This is a genomic window from Bacillota bacterium (genome assembly GCA_012518215.1).
Lineage (GTDB): Bacteria > Bacillota > Dethiobacteria > DTU022 > PWGO01 > JAAYSV01.
On sequence record JAAYSV010000003.1, the window covers coordinates 46,994 to 65,816 of the forward strand.

The window sequence follows — 18,823 nt, forward strand, 5'->3', positions numbered from 1 at the left end:
GACGTGTGCATTTTGTGTAAAAAGAATCACGGAGAAAGAAAGGGAAGCCCGAACCTCGAAAATGGAGCGGTGCTGGCCCTGACCCTGATCATCGGGGCGGCGGCAGCACTTGTGGGATTGGCCCTGATGCAATATGCGCTTGCCGAAATGCGCACGGCACAGGAATTTGCCGCTGCCCAGGATCTATTCTACGTGGCAGAAGCGGGAATAGAGAACGGGATGGCCGTGCTGCAGGGGGATCCCCACCGCCGTGAACCGATCAGCGCGTATGCGGACCCGGCCCGTCCCGGACAGGGATCGTTCCAGGTTATCTTCCTGCGCCAGGACAGTAGCTACGACGGGTATTTACCACGTGGCTACAGTAGCCTTTCCCAGCTCACGGACGAACAGGTCCTGATCCGTTCCCGGGGGATCATCAAGAAAAAAAAACAGGAAAGGACTTTTGATCTGTGGGTGCTGGCGGAGAGGGAACCTCTTTACACCAAGGCCCTTTTTGCCCGGGACATGCTGCACCTCAAGGGGGTGTCCCCGGAGGAAGGGGGCGGCCCGGGAACGGCGGGAATTCATGGCAACGTGCACATTGACAGGCGGCTTCATCTGGAGCATGCCGATTGGACAGATGTGATATTGTTCAGAAAGGCATCGCCCACGCAGGCCGCCGGGCCTTCCCTGTCTTACAGTTCGGGCGTTACCATTCCTCGCAGGGTCAATTGGGACACGGGCGGGGGGGAGTTGCATGTCCATGTGGAAGCGGACGGGCCAGCACAGGGAAATATATTTCTGCCCGGCGGGGGCTCTGGAGGCGAGGGGGCGTACTACCGTGTTTACTCTCCCCCGACGTCGTACCGAAGGCACATTCCCGAGAGTGTCGGTTTTGGGCCGGTACCCCGCCTGGATTTCCCATGTGAAGATTTCAAAAAATCTTTTCTGGAAAAGATGGAGGCTTCTTCCGGCGGCGGAATGGATCCGATCATCGAGCGCCCGGGAGGGGAAGTCTGGAACAACGACAACATTCATTTCTACAACGGGAAGGTGACCCACGTAGACGGCGACCTGACCATTGAAAATACCATTGGCAGCGATGGCTGTCCCGTCAATCCACTTTCCTTCGATGGGGTTATCTTTGTCGATGGCCTGCTCACCCTTCGTCATTACCGTGCTGCCGGTATTCCCGAAGGCAGCGAGCAGCTTGTCGGGGGTATCATCCATGCCCGTGAGATAAGGTGCCTCCACGATGCGGAGATACCCCCCGATGCGGGGGACACATTTCTGGAGATAAGGGGCCTTTGCATTGCCGAGGATATTTTCAGCATGGCATCTGCCCCCCGGGGGGAGGGCGGGGCTGTCGATTACCGGAAGGTTCACGGGACGGTTGTGGCCGGGGAAATATTCTTGCAGGGTCCGCATACCGCCGTTTGCCAGGGGGATCTTCATGAACTGATCCCTGATTACAGATCCTGCCTTCCACCGGATCGATATGTTGTTCGCCAGTGGTTCAAGCCCTATCTGATGGAAGATTGAACCCGATGGCGTTGGCATTCACGGTATAGATTGTCGGGAAATCCCGGTTTCCGGCGTGAGGATGCCAGCAAGGCCGACTGCATTTCAGGGGTGATCGAAGGATGTTGCGTTGGAGTTCCCGTTTCGGGAAAAATTTTTCTCCCGTGGGCCTGGACCTGGGGACGGTGCAGATAAAATTGATCCAATTCCGCCTGGAGAGGGGACGCATCGCGGTTCATCGGCGGGGTGTTTTTCCCCTGAAGGAAGGTGTCATCGTTCATGGGCGGGTTGCCGACGGCGTTGCTCTCCGACATCAGTTGCGGCAGATCTTTGCGGAGATGAGATTGAAAAGAAGGGACTCATTTCTCTGTATCGGGAATGATACGGTCATTGTCCGTTCCTTCACCTTGCCGGCAATGCCCGCGGCGGAAATCCCCGCCGCGGTGCGCTGGGAGGCATTGAAATATCATCCAAACCCCGCGGCGATGACCACCGATTACATCGTGACGGGGAAAAAAAAGTTGGATGGTAAGCGCATCATCGAGACCAGGATCATTTCCGTGCCCCGGGAGATCGTGGATGGCTACCTCGGTGCGGTCAGGGATGCGGGTTTCAATCCTGTCGGCGTGGAGATCGAACCGCTGGCCCTCTGCCGGGCTGTTCGTTTCTTCAATGCCAACGGAAAGGGCAGGAAGTTGCTGCTTGATATTGGCGGAGAGAAGAGCATGCTGGTCATGATGGAGAACGGCTGCTATCTTTATTCACGGATATTGAAAATCGGGGCGCGGGATATGCATGCCCCCGTTACTGATTGCCGCAGCGCCACGGTGGAGAAAGTGGCGGAAGGGGGCATGCCCTATGGCGTTGGGGAAGAACCGCCCGGCAGCCTGGCGGCGCGGGTTTATCATGCCCTGGAGTATTATCATTACCGGATGCCGGAGAGGGACGATGGCAAGATCGGGGAGTTGTTGCTATTTGGCGGCGGTGCGGTCAGGGCCCGCGCTTCCTTTGTTGGTGATGAAAGGATACCTTCGCCGACCGTTTTCACCTTTCGCAAGGATGGCGGCCTGTTGCATGAATCCGGTTTCTCCGGCGGGGATGACCATCTGTTCGGCGTGGCCGGTGGCCTGGCTCTCAGGGGGTGGGTAGATGAAAAAGGATATTGATCTGGCAAAAGGAGTGTTGCCAGCGCCGACCGGATGGAAACGTTTTCTCCCGGTGGCAACTTCTTTGCTTCTGCTCCTGTTGCTCATGGTCGCTATATATCATTATCTCTCGTTGTACCGGGTGGAACTGGCGGAAAGGACGTCTGCTGCCGCGGCGGAGAATGAAAAGCTGTTTCAGAAGGCCGAGCCGCTGATCATGGCCGAGATGGAAATAGAAAAAAACATGGCGGAGCTAGCTTTCATTGAAGAATTGAACGGGAAGAAAACCGGCTGGAGCAAACTGTTTGAAGATATCCACGCTACGGCTTCCGGGATAACGGAAGTTGACCTGTTTACCGTGACCGAGGGGGAAAGAATGATCATCGAGGGGCGCGCTCCCTCCCTGGAGGCGGTGGCTGAATTGATAAATTTGCTACAGGAACAGTTGCCCTGCCTGCATGATCTTCGGCTTGAAAATGCGGGGCACGGGGCCGGGGGAGGCGGGGAACAGCGCCTGTTTATTTATCCGGATGAGGAAACTTCGGATGTATACAGGTTCAGATTGTCTTGCGAAATGGGTGAGGGGGGGGGCAGGGGGCGTTGATGCCGATTCTCCGGCCGGGCGGGAAAGTGGCCACCCTGGTTTTTATCGCGGGCACCGTGCTGATACTGATTGTCGGAGCATGGTTCTTCCGGCCGCTGGTCGTTGACCTGAAGGAACTTCTTGCCGAGGAGTCCTTGCTGGAAGAGCGGCGTCTTGAACTCGAGTGCCGCCTTCCGGATGCGGAGGAAATCGAAAGACGGCATGCCGAGAACAGCGAGAAACTGGCAAATCTTTCAGCCAGGATTGCGGATGAGGACAACCTTTCTGACCTTTTTTCCCGTTTTGACAGGACTCTCTCCTCTTCCGACATCACTGTTTCCCGGGTAAAAATTACTTTTTCGGAAGGTAAGGGCGCGGGAAGTTTTGACTCCTATGATGTTGAATTGTCTGCCACCGCGGCGTTGGAAATGACCTTGCTTGAGCTGCTGAAAGAGATCGAAGATTTTCCCTATCTGTCCCTTGTCCGGAATATATCTCTTCGGGGCGGCCAACCTCCGGATGGGGTTGAGAGGGGCGAGGGGGCTTTTTCGGATTCCCGTCCTCGCTTGCAGGTGCTCTTCTCCCTGGTTGCCTCGCTACCGGAACAATCATCCTCAACGGAGGCGGATGACGATGAACACGGGCCATGATCATTCCCCGCAGTTGCAGTGCGAAAATGACGGCGGTTTCACCCTGGTGGAACTTCTCATCGTGGTTTTCATCATCGGGCTGGTTGGCCTGATCGTTCTTCCCTCGCCCGGACAGTCACATGGGCAGCGGGAATTGGATCGGGCGGCGCGCCTTCTGGTTGCAGATATGACCATGGTTCAGCAGGCGGCTATCGCCCACGGAAAGACCTGCCGCATGGAATTTTCCACGGGGACGCAGAACCGATATACGATCTGCATACCGGGAGAAAATACAACAAAGAGGTTGCCGGAGGGGATCAAAATCTGCGCCAACAATTTCCCCATCACCGAACCGGGCGCCTACCGCCTGCTCTCTTTCAATCGACGGGGCGCTCCCAATCGTGCCGGGACCGTTGCCCTGGAAGATGAACGCGGCAGCTGTCTTTACATCATCGTTTTCCTCTCCACGGGGAGGATCCGCATTTCGGAAGATCCTCCCGAAAATTGGTAGAGGAAAAAGCATATCTTTCCAGAATAAATAAAATAAGGACCGGAACATTTTACCCATGGAGAGGTACATGAATATGATCATTGCCAACAGGGACATCATATTGACAGGTTTTATGGGAACGGGAAAGAGTGCGGTTGGAAAAAGCCTCGCCGATCTGATGGGTCGCACTTTTTTGGATACAGATACCGAGGTGGAACGTGTTGCCCGGAAAACGATAGCTGCCCTCTTTGCCGAGGACGGAGAAAATCATTTCCGCCGTCTGGAGACCAGGGCCATCGAGGAATTGGAGCGTTACCCGCGCGGCGAACTGGTCATTGCAACCGGCGGCGGGGCTATCCTGCTGGAAAGAAACCGCCGCCTTCTACAGGCGCGGGGGCCGGTTGTTCTCCTGCGTGCCACGCCGGAGGAGATATATCGGCGAATATACGGGGCGGGAGATGGACCGGAACGGCCGCTTCTTGATGTGGATGATCCCCGGGAGCGCATCGAGGAACTGCTGTCCCGGCGCGAGCCTCTGTACATGAACCTTGCCACCGTGACCATTTTGACCGATGGGAAGACGCCCGGGGAGTCTGCCCGGGAGATATGTGCAGCGCTGGAGATCGATTTCCCGGAATAACATAATTCATAGAAACAGGAGGGTGCACAGATTGAACAGGATCATGGTTTTGCACGGGCCCAACCTCAATCTGCTGGGTAGGCGCGAACCTGAAATCTACGGCCGCGTGACTCTGGAAGAGATAAACGCGTCGCTCAACAAGTTGGCGGCAGAGATAGGCGTGGTTCTTTCCATCCATCAGTCCAACCATGAGGGGGAATTGATCGATCTCATCCAGGGGGCGGCGACGGAGGCCAGGGGGATCCTTATCAACCCGGCAGCACTGAGCCATTACAGCATAGGGTTGCATGATGCACTGAAGGCGGTGGACCTTCCCGTGGTGGAGGTTCACCTTTCCAACATTTACGGGCGAGAATCTTTCCGCAGCAGATCGGTCGTCTCCCCGGCGGCCAATGGTGTGATCAGCGGCTTCGGAAAGGAGAGCTATCTCATGGGCCTGCGGGCCCTGAGTGCCCTGATTTGACCACGCGGGGATCTACCGGGCATTGTTCCGAGGGGGGAGAAAGATCAAAAAGCCCAACTACAAATTGCGTATAGAACGATTGAGAGAGCAAATGGCCCACCTGCAGCTTGACGCTTTCCTGATCTCATCCCCGGCCAACTGTTTTTATCTGAGCGGGTTTGAAGGTTCCAGGGGCTATCTGCTGATCAGTGCAGACAGTTCATTTCTGTTGACCGACTTCCGTTACCTCGAGCAGGCAGGAATCCAGGCGCCGCATATGGAGCTGGTCACCCTTGATAAACACTTCAGCGAGGTTGTAGCCGCGCTGATCGAGGACGAGGGGTGGAGCGACCTGGGGGTGGAGAGCGAGCGGATCACCTACAAGGAATACTGCTGGTTGAAAGAAAGAGTCAACGTTCCCCTCAAAGCGCAGCAACAGCTTGTTGAAGAACTTCGGGCGGTGAAGGATGAGGTCGAGATTGCTATCATCAGGGAGGCCGCACGCATAACGGACGAGGCTCTTGAAGAAATCGTTCCCCTGATCCGGCCGGGGATCAGGGAGAAGGATCTGGCCCTGGAGCTTGAATATGTCCTGAGGAAGAAGGGTGGGTCGGGCCCGGCCTTTGATTTCATCGTCGCCTCCGGTCGCCGCAGCGCATGGCCCCACGGGAGGGCCACGGACAAAAAGCTGGCGGCGGACGAACTTGTGACCATCGATTTTGGCGTCAAACTGAACGGCTATGCCTCCGACATGACACGAACGTTTTATCTGGGTACCCCCGGAAAGAAACATGAAGAGATCTGGAACCTGTTGCTGGAAGCGCAGCGGGCAGCGATGGAAGGTGTGAGGCAAGGGGTAACGGGGCAGGAGGTTGATCGGCTGGCGCGGGAGATGATCACCCGGGCCGGTTACGGCCAGTACTTTGGCCACGGGCTGGGGCACGGTGTGGGGCTGGAGCCGCACGAGCAGCCCACGTTATCCACAAAAGGGAAGGAGATACTGGCTCCCGGCATGGTCATAACCATAGAGCCGGGAATATATATTGGCGGTTGGGGAGGGGCCCGCATCGAGGATATGGTGCTGGTGACCGGGGAGGGAGCCGAGACCCTGACGCATAGTTCCCGCAATCTGACATTGCAGATATAATTGATGTGATTTTGTACAGAATAATTGAAGCAAGGAGTGAAGCTGACGATGATTTCCACCAATGATTTTCATACCGGCCTTTCCATCGATATCGATGGGGAGATCTATACCGTGATCGAATTTCAACATGTCAAGCCGGGGAAGGGGGCCGCGTTTGTACGCTCCAAGTTGAGAAATTTACGCACCGGGGCGACGACAGAGAAGACTTTTCGTGCTGGCGAGAAGGTAAGCAGGGCTCATCTGGAGCGCAAGGAAATGCAATTTCTCTACCGGGATGGCGATGACTATTATGTGATGGACACGGAGACATACGAACAGATCTCCATCAACGCGGAGCAGATCGGCGAGAAGACGATGTACATCAAGGAGAACGATAACATCTTCCTGGTCATTTACGGCGAGGAGGTCATCGAGGTGGAAGTGGCCACAACCGTGGAACTCAAGGTTGTCAAGACCGACCCGGGGGTCCGGGGTGACACCGCTTCCGGAGGAAGCAAGCCGGCCACGCTGGAGACAGGCCTGGTGGTGCAGGTGCCTTTTTTCATCAATGAGGGCGATATTTTAAGAATCGACACACGTACGGGTAATTATCTGGAGCGGGCCTGATTTCTGACGGGCTGCTTGCCAGTTTGTTACGTTTTTTTCCATCATATTGATTATCGTTACCGGTTCTGTTATCATACTTAAGACAGACGGTTGCCGGAAGGCAGAAGAAGTCTGCCGGGGTAAAGGATGCTGTCAGTATATGTAGTCATTTTGGTGAAATAATATAGTTGTGCTGTGCCTGTCGGGTGCCGATATCATTCCAAGATGGGAGGAAGGTCCAAATGCATGAAATAAAGACAAAGGTGGGTTACATCCGGGGTTTGATTGATGGTCTGGGGCTTGATGAGTCCAAAAAAGAGGGGCGCGTCATGGTTCATATCGCCGATGCCCTGGAACAGATCTCCGACAAATTGCTGGATCTGGAAGCGGGGTACGATGATCTGGTGGATTACCTGGAGGCTGTTGACGAAGACCTCATGGAACTGGAAGATGATTATTATGAAGAAGATGATGAATACACCGATGAGGTCCTGTCGGACGGGTTTCATTTCGAGTGCCCCAACTGCGGTGAGATGATTTTTGTCCATGACGATGTCCTCGATGAAGAAGATGATCTTGAAATATTATGCCCCAATTGCGGGGAAGTTGTTCTTATCAACGAGTGGGATGATGACTTTGATGAGGAGGAAAATGGGGAGATCACTTTTGATGAAGAAATAATCGATGAAAACGAATAAATGGAATCACTGACATCATGAAGTCAAGCATATTGCATGTTCCCATGACCGGAATCCCCCGTTTGCGGGGGATTCTGTTATCCTGATCTGCATGTGGCCCATGGCCCTTTGTTTTCGTTCAGCGGGCGGCTGCCGGCAAACTGGCGGGAATAATGGCGAAAAAAATCAGCCCATCGGGCTTCTTCCGCTGCCGGGAATGGAATTGGCCGCTGTCCTTTTCTTGTGGCGGGCATTATTTTGTATCTGCATCCGCGGGGGTGAAATGCACACCCGCTTCCTTCGTTTCAATTCTACATGATCCTTTCTTTTCTGCTTTCTTCCAAAGCATAAATGGCAGCTGGATAGAATATTTATGAAAAAAAGAGTGAGGCAGAAGATGTTCCGAAAAGTGGTTGCCGAGCAGCTTATTCCGCTGCTGTCACCTTCCTTGCGGGATCTCCTTGCCGGAGTGGAGCCGATCCTGTGGAACAGGGTTGAGGAAATCCGCCTGCGTGAGAGGCGGCCGCTGGCTTTGAACTGGAGCGGGGGGGAGGCCTTGCTGGAAAAGAGCGGCCGGGCAGTTTCCCCCGACGAAGCCGAAAAAGCTTACATTGTCAGCCGCAGCGACATGGAGAAGACGCTGCAGTTGATCAGCAAGTGTTCGCTATATGCTTTCGAGGAGGAGCTACGGCGGGGCTACCTGACCGTTCCGGGAGGCCACCGTATCGGGCTATGCGGACAGGCGGTGATGGAACGGGGACAGATCAAATTTCTTCACTATATAGGGAGCCTCAATTTCCGTATTGCCCGGCAGATCAGGGGGGTGGGTATGAAGGTGATCCCCTTTCTGATGGACAGGGTGCCTGCCGACTCCATGGCACGGGGAAGCGGGAAAAGTTACGGACAGGCGGGGGCGGATGGCAGGGCCGCGGTACATCATACATTGATCATCTCCCCTCCGCAAGGGGGGAAGACCACCTTGTTGCGCGATCTGGCCCGCTGTTTGAGCAGCGGCTTGCCGGAAAAAGGCCTGACGGGGTACAAGATCGGGCTGGTGGATGAACGTTCAGAAATTGCGGGATGTTACGAGGGGGTCCCTCAGATGGATGTGGGGGCCAGAACCGATGTCCTTGACAGCGCTCCGAAAGCCGAGGGAATGATGTTACTGCTGCGGTCCATGTCTCCGGAAATAATCATCACCGATGAAATCGGACGGGAAGAGGACGCGGAAGCAATCGAGGAAGTTATCAATGCCGGTATAACGGTGATTACCTCCGCCCATGCGGCTCATCCCGGGGAACTTTCAAGGCGGCCAAGCCTGCAGCGGATGCTCGGGCAGGGTGTTTTTCGCCGCATCGTGGTCCTGGGAAGAAGTTGTGGTGTGGGAACGGTGGAGAAAATCATTGATCCGGTTACGGACAGGGTGGTTTTCAGGCAATGAGCGGATGGATCTTCAAACTGTGTGGCGCGCTGTGCGTTGTGTCGGCATGCTACCTTTGGGGCGAATTCAAGGCGAGAAGCTTTACCGTGCACCTGCAACAGTTGCAACAATTTCGCCAGGCGTTCAATCTGCTCTCGGCCGAGATTTCATATACGGGCACGCCGCTGCCGGCCGCCTTCAAAAATATCAGTGCGCGGATCGGCGGGGCGGTGGGGAATATTTTCGAGGAGGCAGCAGAACGGATTCTTGCCGGGGGAGACGTCAGCGCCGGGGAAGCATGGCGGGAAGCTGTCAGTGATACTTTTCCCCGTCTGTCCATCAGTCAGGATGATCGGCGCATCATCGGGCAGCTGGGGGCTTCGCTGGGGATGGTGGACAGGGAGGGGCAGATCAAGCAGATCGGTTTGGTCCTCAGCCTCCTGGAAGATGCCTTGCAAGATGCACATGAAAAACGTCAGCGCAACGAGCGAATGTGGCGTTACCTGGGCCTGCTGGGTGGATTGATGCTGGTGATCATTTTTATTTAAGGTGGGAACGGGATCTCTTTCGAGGAGGGGAAACATGGGAGGAGTCAATATTGATCTGTTGTTCAGGATAGCGGGTATCGGGATTTTCATCTCCGTTTTGAACATTGTCCTGAAGCAGGCCGAGAAACAGGAACAGGCTCAGATGTTGACCCTGGTGGGAGTGGTCATCGTTTTGCTCATGGTTCTGCAACTGATCAACGAGCTTTTTCAGACGATGAAGACCATATTCAACCTTTTCTGAGAGTGTGAAAGATCATGGAAATAGTACAAGTAGTCGGGTTGGGCCTGCTGACCATGGTTCTGGTTGTCATCATCAGGGAATACCGGCCGGAAATAGCCATCCAGGTTGCCATAGCCGGAAGCCTGATCATTATCTTGCTCGTCATCATGCAGGTAGCTTCCATTGTCCAGGTTATCACCGATATTTCGGTGGGGGCGGGGATGAATCTCATCTATCTTCAGTCGCTGCTGCGGATCATAGGCATTGCCTTTATCGCCGAATTTGGCGCCCAGGTTTGCCGCGATGCCGGTGCCGCGAGCATCGCTTCCAAGATAGATTTTGCCGCCAAGGTGATCATTCTGGTTATCGCTATCCCCATCGTGCTGGCGGTAATTGAAAGTATCATGTTGCTGGTGCCCTAGGTTCCTGAAGCCGGCAAAGGGGACGGCAGCGGTGCGATGACCGGCGGAAACTATTTTTCTCAAGGAAAGGAGGTTTTGCCGGGTGCATCACGAGAGGGAAAACCGCTTGCGGTCATTCTTGCTGATCGGCTTCATGGTTCTCGTTATTGCGGCCCTGGTATTTTTCCCCTTGCGCACCCGGGCACAGGAGGAGATCGGCGGGGAAATGGAAGAACGCGCCGGGGTTGTCGACCTTGAATTCATGGGAGATTACTGGAGGGAGGTGGAACAGGAGGCAGGGGAATATTTTCCGGAAATCCACTGGTACGATGCTCTTGCATGGTTCAAACCCGGGGGCGGCGGGCCTGATCTGCGTGAGATCCCCGGCGGCCTGATGCGTTTTCTGTTCAAGGAGGTTTTGCTGAATGTCCAATTTTTGGGCAAACTGCTGGTTCTGGCTGTCGGCGCTGCTTTTCTCAAAAATCTTGAAACTGCCTTTGAGAGCAGAAACGTGGCCTGGGTAACCAGAGGGGTAATCCTGCTGGTGTTGATTGCACTGATCTTGCCCGGTTTCATGGCGGCGATGGAGCTGGCCAGAGATACGGTCAACAATATGGTTGATTTCATCCTCTCCCTGGTTCCGGTGCTGATTGTTCTGCTCTCCTCCCTGGGAAGTTTTTCGGCAGCGAAACTTTTCCAGCCGGCGGTGATATTCGGCGTCAACTTTTTCAGTGCGGCGATCAGAAATTTTGTCTTCCCGTTGATATTTTTCAGCACCGTTCTGGCACTGGTGCACACCATTTCGCCCCGGTTGAGGGTGGATGGGCTGGCCAAATTTTTTCGCGATATCTGTTCCTGGGCTCTGGGATTGATATTGGTTCTATTTATCACCCTTGTATGTGTGAAGGGGTTGACCGGTATGGTGGGCGATGCCGTCACGCTCAAAACGGCCAAATACCTTAGCAGCACGTTCATTCCGGTCATCGGCAAGGTCCTTTCCGATGCTGCCGAGACAGTGGTGGGGACAACGCTTCTTTTCAAGAACAGCGCTGCCCTGTCGGGCATCATCATCCTGATCATGCTGGCCCTGTTCCCTCTCCTGAAAATGTTTGTTCTTTTTTTTATTTATCGGATGGCGGCGGTAATGGTGCAGATCGTCGGGGAATCGAACCTGGGTGACTGTCTGAACGCCATGGGCGATGGCCTGATGCTCGTCATCGCCTCGCTGGCCGGGGCCACACTGGTTTTTTTCATCGCGGTTGTGGTCATCGTTGCCGCCGGCAATCTGAGCATCGTGATGAGATAAGCCGGGACATGACGGTGGCATGTGGGCGTGGCAAATCATCTTGCCGGGGCGGGCATTGTCCGGCGGGATGGAGTGAGGGCGGAATTCATGCTGGAAATAATGGGAGATCTGGTCAGAACGCTGGTCCTTATCGCCATGGTCGGCATCGTCCTTGACATGCTTGTTCCGGAGGACGATTATCGCCGTTACCTGAGAATGGTGATCGGCCTGCTCATCCTGCTCATGGTTATCAAGGCCATATCCGGGTTTCTCGGCCGGGATTTCAGCGATGTTTTTGCATCGGCGAAATGGAATGTAGCCGACAACGAGGTGGAAGCAGTGGCCGAGCAGGGGCAGCTTCTGCTGGAGGAGAACAGGCGGATAGCGGTGCGTGAATGTCAGAAGATGCTGTGCGATTACCTGAGAGAACAGGTTGCCGATTGGGAGGGCTGGGAATTGGCCGATCTGGAAATTGTCTTTGATCAAAATGCGGCGAAGGAAAGATGGCCCCACCGCCAGCCCCAGAACATTTTCGAACAGTTTGAAAATATCAGCCTGGTCAAGGTTTTTTTGACCGTGCCGGGCGCCGATGATGGACGGGTGGAAGATGTGAATGGCGGGATCAGGATCGAGGCGATACCGCCTGTCATTATCGGTGGAGGGCCAGAAGAAGACGTTGTTTCCGCGGAACCGGCCGACGACGATGCGGCCGTTGTCACACTGCAACCTTTGCAGAAACGCATCGCCGATTTGTTGCAAATCTCGCCGGCAAAGGTGGAGATCGTGACAACTGACCGGAACGACGGGTAGCTTTCGATCTGATTTTCGATCTTTGATCACGGAGAGGGGTGAACGCGATGAACATCGGTCAGCGGATCCGGGCAGCTTTTTTTATCGAGGGTGACGGGATGAAAAAGAAATTGAACAGAGGGCTGCTTATCCTTCTGGTCGTCGGTATCGGCATTTTACTTTTTGGTTCTTTCTTCAAATCTTCGCATGGAACCGGAAAAACTTCTTCGGAGAGCCGGACCCGCGAAGCGGCTGCTGTCCCGGGGCCGGGTGGGGTTGGGATCGAGCGGGAGATAGCCAATATTCTCAACAAAATAGAAGGGATCAGCCATGCTGCTGTCTTTCTGACCATGGAATCGGGGCCGGAGTTGGTCCTTGCAGATTATCGCGAAGGTTCCGAACGTGAGACCAGCGAAGAGGACAGCGATGGCGGATCGCGTGAAATCAGCGAAAAAAATTGGAAGGATGATTATGTTATCTTGCAAGAGGCGGGAGGTGGGGAGAGGCCGCTGGTGATACTTGAACGGAAGGAACAATATCGGGGGGCGCTGGTCGTGGCCCGGGGGGTGGAGGATACGCGCCTGAAGGCCCAGGTAACCGAGGCCATGAGCTCCTTGTTGGGGTTGCCGTCACATCGAATCGTGGTTCTACCGCATGATTGACCATTTCCGGATAGAAGGTTTTTGAATAATTCAGGCATGTGGGTGCATATCAATTAAGTGGCCGGGCCTGTCCCGTCCCGGAAAGGATCGTAACAAAACCATTACCCCAAGGAGTTGATAACCTTGAAAAAAGCCCTATGGATCGTCGCCCTGATAGTTCTGGCCGGAATCACCTATGTTGTGGTTTCCGGACTGCATCTGGAGATGAAAAACATTGAAGTTATCGGGGGCGAGCAGGAGAAAGAGGTTGAGAAGGAGGATATGGATCTGCTTTCAAAATTGGAGGAGAATGTTGATCCGGAGATCGATGATACCGCCGCCTTTTTTGCCGAATATCGCATGGAGCGGGGCAGGGTGCGGGCACAGGAAAAAGAGCTGCTGGAAGAATTGATCAACAATGTCAAGGCCAGTGAAAATTCACGTCGTGAGGCGGAAGAAAGATTGCTTGCCCTTGCGGAGCTGATGGAGAAGGAACTGCTGCTGGAAAACATGGTCAAGGCTCAGGGGTTTGATGATGCGCTCTTTTTTTACCGTGACGGCAGGGCTACGGTAATGGTCAGAAGCGAAGGAATGAGCGAAATAGAGACTGCTCTTGTTGTTGATGCCGCTTCCGGCGTGGTGGGTGTGGAGCCCGAAGCCGTGCAGGTGTTGATGAGGTACTGAGCAGGCCTGTCCCGGGATTCTTTGGTCGCCTCCGGCTTTCTCCCCATCCCTGTTGTTCCAGGCAAGCGGTTTTTTAGGAATTTTCTAGCCTTATGCCTGGTGGGAAAAGAAATGCCAAAACGCCAACGCTGTTGGTAAGCACAGCGCAGCGAGGAATCTCGGGTACTGGCAAGCACTACTCTTGATGATGGCGATGGTGGGTGGTGTCGTGCAGCACTGCCCCCAATAGCAAGGTAAGTGGTATTCACGTGGGCTTCATTGCCCGCAGGACAGCTCCCCGCCCCTTTGCTTTATCTCCCCGAGATAATTTCCACGGCGCTGAATTTGTCAGGGCAGACATCCATGCAGATCCCGCATCGGGTGCATAAATCAGTGTCTATTGCATGCGGTTCCTTTTTTTCGCCGCTGATTGCCCCCACCGGGCAAGCCCGCAGGCAGATCCCGCACCCCCGGCACTTTTCTTCATTGATATGGTAGGTGATCAGATCCTTGCAGACAAGTGCCGGGCATCGCTTCTCCCTGATATGCGCCTCATATTCATCACGAAAATATTTGATCGTGCTCAGTACGGGGTTGGAAGCCGTCTTGCCCAGACCGCAGATTGAAGTGCGGGTGATCGTTTCAGCCAGAAGTTCAAGAAGCTCGATATCCCCCTCTTTGCCCCTTCCGGCGCAGATGTCGGTCAGAATGCGGAGCATCTGTTTTGTGCCTTCCCGGCAGGGGACGCATTGCCCGCAGGATTCATATACCGTAAAACCCAAAAAGTAACGGGCCACATCAACCATACAACTGTCTTCATCAAGGACAACCATACCGCCGGAACCCATCATCGCCCCGGCATCCAGCAGGGAATCAAAGTCCACGGGAAGATCAAGCAGACGTTCGGGGAGACATCCACCCGAGGGGCCGCCGATCTGAACCGCTTTGAATTTCTTGCCATCAACGATTCCGCCGCCAATCTCGTAAATGATCTTCCGCAGGGCGATACCCATGGGCACTTCAACCAGTCCGCTACGCCTGATCTTGCCAGTCAGGGCAAAAACAGCCGTCCCCTTGCTGTTTTCTGAACCGATGCTGTTAAACCAGGCAGTACCATTCAGAAGGATACGGGGAACGAAAGCGAAGGTTTTGACATTGTTCAATAGCGTCGGCCGATCATGCAGGCCGACCTCGGTCGTGCGTGGACGCGGTAAGGGCTTGGGCATACCCCGCCCCCCCTCTATGGACATGACCAGCGCCGTCGATTCACCGCATACAAAAGCCCCGGCACCCTGGAATATCTTCAGATCAAAGTTGAAGCCGCTACCCAGGATATCATCCCCGAGCAAATTTCTTTCGCGGGCCTGCGATATTGCTTTCCGCAGACGGGAAACCGCCAACGGATATTCTGCGCGCACATATAAATATCCCGTATCAGCCCCGATTGTACAAGCAGCGATGGCCATCCCTTCCAGGACAGCATGAGGATCGCCCTCCAGTACAGATCTGTCCATGAATGCCCCCGGATCACCTTCATCGGCATTGCAGATCACATATTTGGGTCCTGCAAGCTTGAGGCAGGAATCCCATTTCCTGCCGACAGGAAAACCGGCGCCGCCGCGCCCTCTCAGCCCGGAAGCGGTGATCCTGGCAATGATATCTTCAGGTTTGCTTTCCAGGGCAATGGCCAGGGCATGGTATCCGTCCCCGGCAATGTATTCATCGATATCCTCGGGGTTGATATCGCCGCAATTTTTCAGGATCACCTTCTGCTGTTCAGCCTGTGCAGGATCATCATTGAAATCGGGAATGTCCCTGAAATCTCCTTCACCATCTATTTTCCCCAGAGCAAGATCGGGTCTTGGATTACCCCCTACCAGATAATCCTTGACCAGATCGTTTGCTTTCTCGGGGGTGACATGGCCATACCTTATACGCGGGCATCCCGGCCGGATGATATCAACCAGGACCTCGGAGTGGCAGAGGCCGGCACATCCCACTGGCCGGATATCAGCATCGATTCCCTGCTCGTCCAGCGTCTCCCTGAATGCTTCTATTACCTCCTGCGCTCCGGAAGCCAATCCGCATGTCGCCGTCCCCACCAGTATCTGCACCCTGTCATGGGCGTTCCTCTGCTTTATTTTTTCCAGGGACTTTGCCCTCACAGTTTCGTACTTTTGCAGCATGTATGGACGTCACCTCCTCAAGATATAACATCATTCATTATACCCCAAATCATGCGAATCAGACCAAAAAGAAACAATTTCTTTCCAACCCGGATGAAATAAAGTTGTAATGAAAATAATCGCAAGTGCTGATAGCATGGAAAAATCTCGTCAAATTTGACCTATATTCATGTATTCTTGCTTGAAGATTGAAATTTCGAGGCAATCCTGTCCAGGACACCATTCAAAAAAGCAACCGAGGCCTGTTCACCATATTTGTGCGTCAGTTCCAGGGCCTCGTCTATGGAAACGGATGCAGGGATATCGGAACGGTATATTATCTCGTAAACGGCCATGCGCAGCAGGCTGCGGTCCACCGAAGCAATACGTTCCAGTGTCCAGTTCACCAGGCAGGAAGTGATATGGGCATCGATCTCATTTTTATTTTTCAGGGTACCACTGAACAGGTCCCCGGCAAAGTCGATCTCCTCCGGGGACAGAAGCAATCCGTCCAGTGCATATTTCATGGCCGCGCCGGGTTGCGCCCGGCCCACATCAACCTGAAACAATGCCTTGAATGCAGCTTCTCGTGCCAATCTTCTGCTCAATCAACAGACCCCCAATCCATCGGCCCCTGTCAACCCGCCACCCCTGAAATCCCGGCACCTGCCGGCAGCAACCGGATGTCTTTCACGCAAACAACCTGAATCATCCACATTTTCATGGATTGCAGGGGATGTACCCGGTTGCATCGGAAAGGCGCCCATCAAGTTGACCGGGAAGGAGCCTTTTCTTTGACGATATTATCAACCGAGACCCGGACCTCCCTGATCATAATGCCGGTCATGCTCTCCACATACTCCTTGACCCTGTTCTGCAAGACAGACGAAATCTGGGGAATTTCCAGATCGGGCAGCACCTTGATGCGCAGATTGATGATCGTTCCCTGCTTCGTGTCATTCACCCCGGCTTCAATATCGCGGATGCCCTCTATGTCACGGGAGACCCGCAAAGCCATGTTTTCAATAGCACTGTAAGTGATACCAACCTCGCCGCTGGGGTTCTGCACCATGACGGCACGCCGATCCGTCTTTTCTTCCTCGGATCCCCGCGGTACCACCATACCGACGATAACCATGCCGCATAACAGCAGAAACAACCCCGATAAACCAGCCTCGTTCTGGCCGCCGAGGTAAGAAAAAGCTGACGCTGACAGATCAACAATACTTATATTCAGATACAAAGATACACAGAAAAAACCGGCGATGATAAGCAATATACCGATGATAGCAAGTAACAACCGCGACAACATTTTCATCATTTATTACCCCCTGCGCTGCTTAACTTTCCGGGTTCCTTTCCTCGGCAGCCGCTTTTTTTGACGGGAAAAGAATTCCCTGTACATGTACGTTTACTTTCAACACCTTCAGGCCGGTAAGCTTTTCGACCGCATTTTTAACATTGTCCTGCACTTCCCAGGCCACATCGGGAATGCGGGCCCCAAAATCAACGATGATCGAAATATTGATGACGGCTTCATCCTCACCCATCTCCACCTTGATCCCTTTGGCGAGGTTTTTCTTTCCCAGCGCTTCGGCAATACCCCCCACAATCCCGCTGCTCATCCCGGCTACCCCCGGCACCTCGATGGCCGTCATCCCCGCAATGACCGCAACCACCTCGTCAGCAATACGAATCGCACCTATATCGGGATATTTTCCGGTGTATTCACCATCTTCTTTGGCCGCCATCCATCCACTGCCTTTCTTTTAAAAATTTAGATACATTATAACAGAGCCCCCTGGCAAATACAATAAAAACCAGTTTTTGTGTATTTTTAAAACAGGATAAATTACATGGCGTAAAATAAAAAATACCACATGTCCTTCAGAGGGAGCGGCTGTTGTTTGCCGCGACCGAAGAATCCCCTCCTCGTACACACCTTACCACCTCCATAAACTGGTTCCTGCTTTTCCCCGTACCGATATGTTGGCGTCAGCGACGTAGAGTGAATGGTTGCCATAGCATAGCACAGCGCTTGTTTTTACCCGAGATTCCTCGCGGCGCTATTCCTTCACTCCGGTGTTGTCATTTCCACGTCATTTTCTCTATTGCTCTATGTTAGCGTTCTTGTTATAGATCGCTTGCTCGGAATGACAGGGGTGGGGAGGTCGCCGCAGGCGGCCGAATCCACCGGCCAATCCCGCCACTGCCGGAGAAAGAAAGAAGCACTACCTGTCATTCTGAGGGAGCGGCTGTTGTTTGCCGCGACCGAAGAATCCCCTCCTCGAACACCACTTACTATTGACACAAACTGGTTCCTGCTTTTCCCCGTACCGATATGTTGGCGTCAGCGAGGGGTGAATGGTTGCCATAGCCGGTGAAGGCGAGGAAGCGAAACGGGACTGCCGACGTGATGTGGACAGTGTATTACCTGTCAGATTCCACGCTGCGCTATTCTTACCAGCAAAAAGCATCATATCAGCCAATACCATTGCCGAACTCAACGTCTGCGTAGCACGAAACACCGCTTGCTCGGGATGACAGGGGGGGAGGTCGCCACAGGCGAATGAATCCCCCGGTCAATTCCACTACTGCCGGAGAAAGAAAGAAGCACTACCTGTCATTCTGAGGGAGCGGCTGTTGTTTGCCGCGACCGAAGAATCCCCTCCTCGTACACACCTTACCACCTCCATAAACTGGTTCCTGCTTTTCCCCGTACCGACATGTTGGCGTAAGCGACATAGAGTGAATGGTTGCCATAGCCGGTGAAGGCGAGGAAGCGAAACGGGACTGCCGACGTGATGTCGGCAGCCGGATACTTCACAGGACGTGAAGATTGGAGGTGTTCCC

23 protein-coding genes are annotated in these 18,823 nt (G+C 54.1%); 19 read left to right on the forward strand and 4 right to left on the reverse strand.

The genetic code is table 11. The features are described from left to right. Nucleotides 1-12 precede the first annotated feature (12 nt). The 18 genes from GX364_00215 (at nt 13) to GX364_00300 (ending at nt 13,826) form a co-directional block, all read left to right on the forward strand. Nucleotides 13-1,521, forward strand: coding sequence for a hypothetical protein (locus GX364_00215; protein ID NLI69277.1), 1,509 nt, complete (start codon nt 13-15; stop codon nt 1,519-1,521). Between the two features lie 101 nt (nt 1,522-1,622). After that, nucleotides 1,623-2,666, forward strand: coding sequence for a pilus assembly protein PilM (locus tag GX364_00220; GenBank protein NLI69278.1), 1,044 nt, complete (start codon nt 1,623-1,625; stop codon nt 2,664-2,666). After that, nucleotides 2,650-3,249, forward strand: a complete 600-nt coding sequence (locus GX364_00225; protein NLI69279.1) for a hypothetical protein — start codon at nt 2,650-2,652, stop codon at nt 3,247-3,249. Before GX364_00220 ends, GX364_00225 begins: the two co-directional genes overlap by 17 nt. Then, nucleotides 3,246-3,878 (forward strand): hypothetical protein, encoded by a 633-nt coding sequence (locus GX364_00230; protein ID NLI69280.1) that lies wholly within the window; start codon nt 3,246-3,248, stop codon nt 3,876-3,878. The genes GX364_00225 and GX364_00230 overlap by 4 nt, the downstream gene beginning before the upstream one ends. Next, a complete protein-coding gene (locus GX364_00235; protein ID NLI69281.1) occupies nt 3,862-4,368 on the forward strand; it encodes a prepilin-type N-terminal cleavage/methylation domain-containing protein in 507 nt (168 codons plus the stop codon). The genes GX364_00230 and GX364_00235 overlap by 17 nt, the downstream gene beginning before the upstream one ends. A 67-nt stretch (nt 4,369-4,435) precedes the next feature. Continuing rightward, entirely contained in the window at nt 4,436-4,987 is a 552-nt protein-coding gene (locus tag GX364_00240; protein NLI69282.1) for a shikimate kinase, read from the forward strand. Nucleotides 4,988-5,030: 43 nt separating this feature from the next. Beyond that, entirely contained in the window at nt 5,031-5,450 is a 420-nt protein-coding gene (aroQ, locus tag GX364_00245; protein NLI69283.1) for a type II 3-dehydroquinate dehydratase, read from the forward strand. A 91-nt stretch (nt 5,451-5,541) separates the two neighbouring features. Beyond that, entirely contained in the window at nt 5,542-6,576 is a 1,035-nt protein-coding gene (locus tag GX364_00250; GenBank protein ID NLI69284.1) for an aminopeptidase P family protein, read from the forward strand. A 48-nt stretch (nt 6,577-6,624) separates the two neighbouring features. Next, complete coding sequence (gene efp, locus GX364_00255) at nt 6,625-7,182, forward strand: elongation factor P (GenBank protein ID NLI69285.1); 558 nt, start codon at nt 6,625-6,627, stop codon at nt 7,180-7,182. A gap of 221 nt (nt 7,183-7,403) precedes the next feature. Continuing rightward, the gene (locus GX364_00260) at nt 7,404-7,859 is read left to right on the forward strand and encodes an AraC family transcriptional regulator (protein NLI69286.1); all 456 of its coding nucleotides are present in this window, start codon (nt 7,404-7,406) and stop codon (nt 7,857-7,859) included. 376 nt (nt 7,860-8,235) lie between these two features. Then, a complete protein-coding gene (locus tag GX364_00265; GenBank protein NLI69287.1) occupies nt 8,236-9,279 on the forward strand; it encodes a stage III sporulation protein AA in 1,044 nt (347 codons plus the stop codon). Continuing rightward, complete coding sequence (locus GX364_00270; GenBank protein ID NLI69288.1) at nt 9,276-9,806, forward strand: hypothetical protein; 531 nt, start codon at nt 9,276-9,278, stop codon at nt 9,804-9,806. The genes GX364_00265 and GX364_00270 overlap by 4 nt, the downstream gene beginning before the upstream one ends. Before the next feature lie 34 nt (nt 9,807-9,840). Next, complete coding sequence (gene spoIIIAC, locus GX364_00275; GenBank protein ID NLI69289.1) at nt 9,841-10,047, forward strand: stage III sporulation protein AC; 207 nt, start codon at nt 9,841-9,843, stop codon at nt 10,045-10,047. 14 nt (nt 10,048-10,061) lie between these two features. Continuing rightward, nucleotides 10,062-10,448 (forward strand): stage III sporulation protein AD, encoded by a 387-nt coding sequence (spoIIIAD, locus tag GX364_00280; protein NLI69290.1) that lies wholly within the window; start codon nt 10,062-10,064, stop codon nt 10,446-10,448. Between the two features lie 82 nt (nt 10,449-10,530). After that, nucleotides 10,531-11,733, forward strand: coding sequence for a stage III sporulation protein AE (gene spoIIIAE, locus GX364_00285; protein ID NLI69291.1), 1,203 nt, complete (start codon nt 10,531-10,533; stop codon nt 11,731-11,733). Between the two features lie 27 nt (nt 11,734-11,760). After that, the gene (locus GX364_00290; protein NLI69292.1) at nt 11,761-12,522 is read left to right on the forward strand and encodes a stage III sporulation protein AF; all 762 of its coding nucleotides are present in this window, start codon (nt 11,761-11,763) and stop codon (nt 12,520-12,522) included. Nucleotides 12,523-12,569: 47 nt separating this feature from the next. Further along, on the forward strand, nt 12,570-13,163 hold the full coding sequence (locus tag GX364_00295) for a hypothetical protein (protein NLI69293.1): 594 nt from the start codon (nt 12,570-12,572) through the stop codon (nt 13,161-13,163). Between the two features lie 123 nt (nt 13,164-13,286). Next, nucleotides 13,287-13,826: a SpoIIIAH-like family protein gene (locus tag GX364_00300; protein NLI69294.1), complete on the forward strand. Its 540-nt coding sequence runs from the start codon at nt 13,287-13,289 to the stop codon at nt 13,824-13,826. A 290-nt stretch (nt 13,827-14,116) separates the two neighbouring features. Here GX364_00300 and GX364_00305 read toward each other — a convergent pair whose 3' ends face one another. The 4 genes from GX364_00305 to GX364_00320 all read right to left on the reverse strand — a co-directional run bounded on the left by GX364_00305 (nt 14,117) and on the right by GX364_00320 (nt 17,721). Beyond that, nucleotides 14,117-15,991, reverse strand: coding sequence for an NADH-quinone oxidoreductase subunit NuoF (locus GX364_00305; GenBank protein NLI69295.1), 1,875 nt, complete (start codon nt 15,989-15,991; stop codon nt 14,117-14,119). Nucleotides 15,992-16,158: 167 nt separating this feature from the next. After that, the gene (gene nusB, locus GX364_00310) at nt 16,159-16,578 is read right to left on the reverse strand and encodes a transcription antitermination factor NusB (protein NLI69296.1); all 420 of its coding nucleotides are present in this window, start codon (nt 16,576-16,578) and stop codon (nt 16,159-16,161) included. A gap of 158 nt (nt 16,579-16,736) precedes the next feature. Then, the gene (amaP, locus tag GX364_00315; GenBank protein NLI69297.1) at nt 16,737-17,291 is read right to left on the reverse strand and encodes an alkaline shock response membrane anchor protein AmaP; all 555 of its coding nucleotides are present in this window, start codon (nt 17,289-17,291) and stop codon (nt 16,737-16,739) included. Between the two features lie 19 nt (nt 17,292-17,310). Next, entirely contained in the window at nt 17,311-17,721 is a 411-nt protein-coding gene (locus tag GX364_00320) for an Asp23/Gls24 family envelope stress response protein (protein ID NLI69298.1), read from the reverse strand. 613 nt (nt 17,722-18,334) lie between these two features. Here GX364_00320 and GX364_00325 point away from each other — a divergent pair. Then, entirely contained in the window at nt 18,335-18,514 is a 180-nt protein-coding gene (locus GX364_00325; protein ID NLI69299.1) for a hypothetical protein, read from the forward strand. Nucleotides 18,515-18,823: the final 309 nt, after the last annotated feature.

Excerpts from the sequence above, each read along its gene's own strand:
- GX364_00220 (NLI69278.1), top strand. The coding sequence starts at position 1,623 with ATGTTGCGTTGGAGTTCCCGTTTCGGGAAAAATTTTTCTCCCGTGGGC.
- GX364_00225 (NLI69279.1), top strand. The coding sequence starts at position 2,650 with ATGAAAAAGGATATTGATCTGGCAAAAGGAGTGTTGCCAGCGCCGACC.
- GX364_00235 (NLI69281.1), top strand. The coding sequence starts at position 3,862 with ATGAACACGGGCCATGATCATTCCCCGCAGTTGCAGTGCGAAAATGAC.
- GX364_00240 (NLI69282.1), top strand. The coding sequence starts at position 4,436 with ATGAATATGATCATTGCCAACAGGGACATCATATTGACAGGTTTTATG.
- aroQ (NLI69283.1), top strand. The coding sequence starts at position 5,031 with ATGGTTTTGCACGGGCCCAACCTCAATCTGCTGGGTAGGCGCGAACCT.
- GX364_00250 (NLI69284.1), top strand. The coding sequence starts at position 5,542 with ATGGCCCACCTGCAGCTTGACGCTTTCCTGATCTCATCCCCGGCCAAC.
- efp (NLI69285.1), top strand. The coding sequence starts at position 6,625 with ATGATTTCCACCAATGATTTTCATACCGGCCTTTCCATCGATATCGAT.
- GX364_00260 (NLI69286.1), top strand. The coding sequence starts at position 7,404 with ATGCATGAAATAAAGACAAAGGTGGGTTACATCCGGGGTTTGATTGAT.
- GX364_00265 (NLI69287.1), top strand. The coding sequence starts at position 8,236 with ATGTTCCGAAAAGTGGTTGCCGAGCAGCTTATTCCGCTGCTGTCACCT.
- GX364_00270 (NLI69288.1), top strand. The coding sequence starts at position 9,276 with ATGAGCGGATGGATCTTCAAACTGTGTGGCGCGCTGTGCGTTGTGTCG.
- spoIIIAC (NLI69289.1), top strand. The coding sequence starts at position 9,841 with ATGGGAGGAGTCAATATTGATCTGTTGTTCAGGATAGCGGGTATCGGG.
- spoIIIAD (NLI69290.1), top strand. The coding sequence starts at position 10,062 with ATGGAAATAGTACAAGTAGTCGGGTTGGGCCTGCTGACCATGGTTCTG.
- GX364_00295 (NLI69293.1), top strand. The coding sequence starts at position 12,570 with ATGAACATCGGTCAGCGGATCCGGGCAGCTTTTTTTATCGAGGGTGAC.
- GX364_00305 (NLI69295.1), bottom strand. The coding sequence starts at position 15,991 with ATGCTGCAAAAGTACGAAACTGTGAGGGCAAAGTCCCTGGAAAAAATA.
- amaP (NLI69297.1), bottom strand. The coding sequence starts at position 17,291 with ATGATGAAAATGTTGTCGCGGTTGTTACTTGCTATCATCGGTATATTG.
- GX364_00320 (NLI69298.1), bottom strand. The coding sequence starts at position 17,721 with ATGGCGGCCAAAGAAGATGGTGAATACACCGGAAAATATCCCGATATA.
- GX364_00325 (NLI69299.1), top strand. The coding sequence starts at position 18,335 with ATGGTTGCCATAGCCGGTGAAGGCGAGGAAGCGAAACGGGACTGCCGA.